General features: G+C 73.0%; 2 protein-coding genes and 1 pseudogene. 1 reads left to right on the top strand and 2 read right to left on the bottom strand.

Annotated features, from left to right (window positions below; genetic code table 11):
* Both AC5LUJ_RS14255 and AC5LUJ_RS14250 read right to left on the bottom strand, forming a co-directional pair.
* Nucleotides 1-368, bottom strand: a pseudogene (locus AC5LUJ_RS14255) (glycosyltransferase family 39 protein); the annotation flags it as partial.
* A gap of 30 nt (nt 369-398) precedes the next feature.
* Nucleotides 399-1,898, bottom strand: a complete 1,500-nt coding sequence (locus AC5LUJ_RS14250) for an NAD(P)/FAD-dependent oxidoreductase (RefSeq protein WP_250285938.1) — start codon at nt 1,896-1,898, stop codon at nt 399-401.
* Nucleotides 1,899-2,209: 311 nt separating this feature from the next.
* Here AC5LUJ_RS14250 and AC5LUJ_RS14245 point away from each other — a divergent pair.
* Nucleotides 2,210-3,816: glycosyltransferase 87 family protein (locus tag AC5LUJ_RS14245; RefSeq protein WP_493465077.1), on the top strand; the 1,607-nt coding region annotated here is incomplete at its 3' end.

The raw sequence follows: 3,816 nt of genomic DNA, 5'->3' as shown, positions 1-3,816 counted from the left end.
AGCAGGTACAGCGGCCCGGCCGCGGCCAGGTTCACCAGCGCCGACAGCGCCCGTACCGCGAACGCGCCGGTCCCGAACAGCTCGGCCCAGCCGTGCAGCAGCAGGTAGTACAGCGGTGGTGAGCCGTCCTGGCGCAGGCCGTCGAACAGCGTCAGGCCCGGCCCGGTCAGCGGGAGCCGGGCGATGGCCACGCTCTGGGCCTCGTCCAGCCACAACGCCTGCCGGGCGGAGAAACGCGCCGCCACCGCCGCGACAACAATGACGAGCAGTGCCGCCCTGAACAGGACAGCCGTCCGGTCAGGACGCCTCAGGCCCGCGTCGGCCGGGTCGGGGATGTTCGCCAGCGGCCGAACCGCGACATCGGTCACGGTCAGATCCTCCAGTCCCGTGAACCGAGGTCAGTGCGACGCTTTGGTGCCGGTGTAACCCGGGGAGACTTCCTCGTGGTAGTCCTCCTCGACATTGACGCCCCACACGTCGTGGCTGGTGCCGTCCACCATGTTCTGCACGCTGAGCAGAGCGGTGTACATCGAGTGGTCCTGGTTGTTGTAGCGGTGCATGCCGTTGCGGCCGACCGGATAGACGTTCGGGGCGGCCTCGGCGAGCCAGCCGCGCATGATGTCGACGTTCTTCTTGTACTCGGCGTCGTAGAACGGGTAGGCCTTCGGCATGCGCACCACGAAACCGCCCTCCACCTGGTCCGCCGGGACCAGGCCGAGGGCCGCGAGCTCCTTGGAGGCGAGCGCGATCAGGTCGTCGTCGGCCATCGACCAGGTCTCGTCACCCTCGAAGACGAAGTACTCCAGCCCGAGGCAGGTGCGTCCTTCCTTCACCAGGAAGGGCGACCACGACGCGAAGTTCTGGATACGCCCGACCTGGAGCTCGGGGGAATGGATGTAAATCCAGTTGTCCGGGAAACCGGCGGATTCGGGCACCACGAGCGCGACGGTGAGGAAGTCCCGGTAGCGTAGCGCCTCCGCGGCCGCCAGGACGTGCGCGGGGGCGGGCGGATCCATCGCGCGGACCAGGGAGGAGAACGGCATCGACGAGACGATCTCGTCCGCGTCGTAGTGGTGCTCACTGCCGATGTCGGTCCGGGACGCCTCCGGCGCGCCCGCGCCCGGGCCGTACCCGCCGGTGACCACCGTGGTCACCCCGGTCGCCCGGCCGCCCTCGTGGTGGATCGCGCGGACCTTCTCCTCGAAGACGATCTTCCCGCCCCGGTCGACGATCTTGTCGGCGGCGGCTTCCCACATCATTCCGGGCCCGTACTTCGGGTACTGGAACTCCTCGATGAGGGAGGTGATGTCCTTCTGGTTCCGTTTCGGCGTGACCGCGTTCACAATCGCGTTGAACAGCGAGAGGTTCTTGATGCGCTGCGCGGCCCAGTCCGCCTCGATCGTGTCCGCCGGCACGCCCCACAGCTTCTCGGTGTAGGTCTTGAAGAAGATCCGGTAGAGGCGCCAGCCGAAACGGGCCGCGACCCAGCCCTCGATTTTCGTCTGGTCCTTCGGCGGGCGGACCCGCACCCAGAAGTAGGAGAAGATGCAGCGCGCGGCCTCCAGGAGGCCCAGGCCGCGCAGGGCGTTGCCGGCGCGCAGCGGGTAGTCGAACAGTTTGCCGTCGTAGATGATGCGGCTCGAGCGCGGGCGCATCAGGAAGTCCTCGTCGGGCAGGATCTCGTGCCAGAGCGCCTCGACCTCGGGGACCTTGGTGAAGAACCGGTGCCCGCCGATGTCGAACCGCCAGCCTTCGCGCTGCGCGGTACGGCTGATCCCACCCACCACCGAGTCACCTTCGAGGACCGTTACGGGCACGTCCCGTTTGACCAGCTCCCAGCCTGCTGTAAGACCTGCCGGTCCGGCTCCGATAACGACGACCTCGGGCTTTTCGGCCACTGTGCCTGACCTCTCCTCACCTTCGCACGCGATAGTCATCCGCGCGACATACCAGCAAAGCCGGTGGACGATGATCCGGCTTCGGCTTCTCAGTCTGGCACGGCCCCCACAGCCGCCCGCCTGCGCCCCCTGACGGCCACGGCGGGCCGGCCGCGACAGCCCGGCTCCCGCTCCCTGCCGGCCAGGCCGTGCCCCGCCCGCCGACGACGGCGTGCACGCCGGTGACCCGCGCCTCCGGCAGGGCGCACGCCGTGGACGTGCGCTCTGGCAGGGCGCACGCCGTGGACGTGCGCTCTGGCAGGGTGCACGTCATGGACGTGCCCATACCCGCCCGGACGGGCGATCCGGCCACCGCACCCGGGTGGGCGCCGCCGGGCCACCCGGACCGGGGGACGACAGCCCTGCTGCTGGCCGGCTGGGGCGGTGTCGCGGTGGGCATCGGTGCCGGTGACGGGCGGGGGCCGTGGCCGCTGGTGCCCGTGCTCGCCGGCTGGCTCGCCGTCCTGCTGGCCGCGGGCCCCGCCGAGCGGGTGCGGCGGTGGGCCCGGCGCTGGCACACCGCCGCGTGGACGGGCGTGGCCGGGCTGCTCGCGGCCGGCGTGGCGCTGCGGCCCCGCTACTACGCGGCCGGGCGGTGGGCGGACCTCTCCGACGCGCTCGGGGTGGCCGCCGGGCTGCTCACCGCCGGGGCGGTCCTGGTGTGGGCCCGCCCGCCGGCGCCGGACGGCCGCTGGCGGGCGGCCCGCCGGCTCGCCTCGCCGGCCTGCTTCTGGCCGGTGGCCGGCCTGGTCGTGGCCGCCGGCGTCGCGATGATCCTGGCGGCGCCAACGCCCCGGATCGACGTCTTCCACCTGTTGCAGGTCTCCGCCGGCGGCCTGTTCGACGGCCGTGACATGTACCGGCAGCAGTGGGCGCCCAGCCGCGCCGAATACCAGGTGTACGGGCTGTTCGACGTCTACCCCTACCTGCCCGGCACGACGCTGCTGCTCGCGCCGTTCCACCTGCTGCTCGGGGACGTCCGCTACGGCCTGCTGGCCGCGCTGGTGCTCGCCGCCGCCACGGTCCGCCGGATCGCCGGCGTGGCCGGCCCCGGCCGGGACGCGCGGCGGGACGCGGGCACGCGGGGCAGCGGATCCGGCCCGCGGGACGGGTCCGCTGCCGCGGATCCCGCTGCTTCGGCGGCGCCCGCGGATCCCGCTGCTTCGGCGGTGCCCGCGGATCCCGCTGCCCCGGCGGTGCCCGCGGATCCCGCTGCCCCGGCGGTGCCCGCGGATCCCGCTGCCCCGGCGGTGCCCGCGGATCCCGCTGCCCCGGCGGTGCCCGCGGATCCCGGCGTCCCGGCGGCGCTGCCGCTGATGGTGCTCGTCATCCCCGGCGCCATGTACGCGCTGCAGCAGTCCTGGACCGAGCCGCTGCTCATCGCCTGCCTGGCCGGGATGGTGTGGGCGGTGCGCGCGGGCCGGCCGGGCTGGGCGGCCGTCGCGTTCGCCCTCGCCCTGGCCAGCAAGCAGCATCTGGTGCTGCTGGCCCCGGTCGCGGCGATGTGGCCGGCGTTCGGGCCCCGGCGGGTGCTCGTGGCGGCCGGCGCCGCCGCCGCGCTGGTGGCCCCCTGGGTGCTGGCCGGGCCGGCGGACTTCTGGGCGGACGCGGTGACGACCAACCTGGGCTACCCCGTCCGGGGTGACTCGCTGTCCATCCCCGGCGTGCTGGCTCACGCCGGGGTCACGGCCGGGTTCGCCCCGATGCTGCTCGCGCTGGCCGGCGCCTACCTGCTGGCCTGGCGGGTGCGCGCGGACGCGGCCGGGTTCTGCCTGGGCGCCGCCGTGGTGCTGCTGACCCTCGACGTCATGAACAAGCAGTCGTACTTCAACCACTACACGCTGCCGATGGCGCTGCTGGTGATGACGGTGAGCTGCCA

The sequence above is a fragment of the Protofrankia sp. CiP1_Cm_nod3 genome (genome assembly GCF_982290655.1).
Note: the sequence above shows the minus strand (reverse complement) of the source record. Positions and strands in the feature narration are given on the sequence as shown.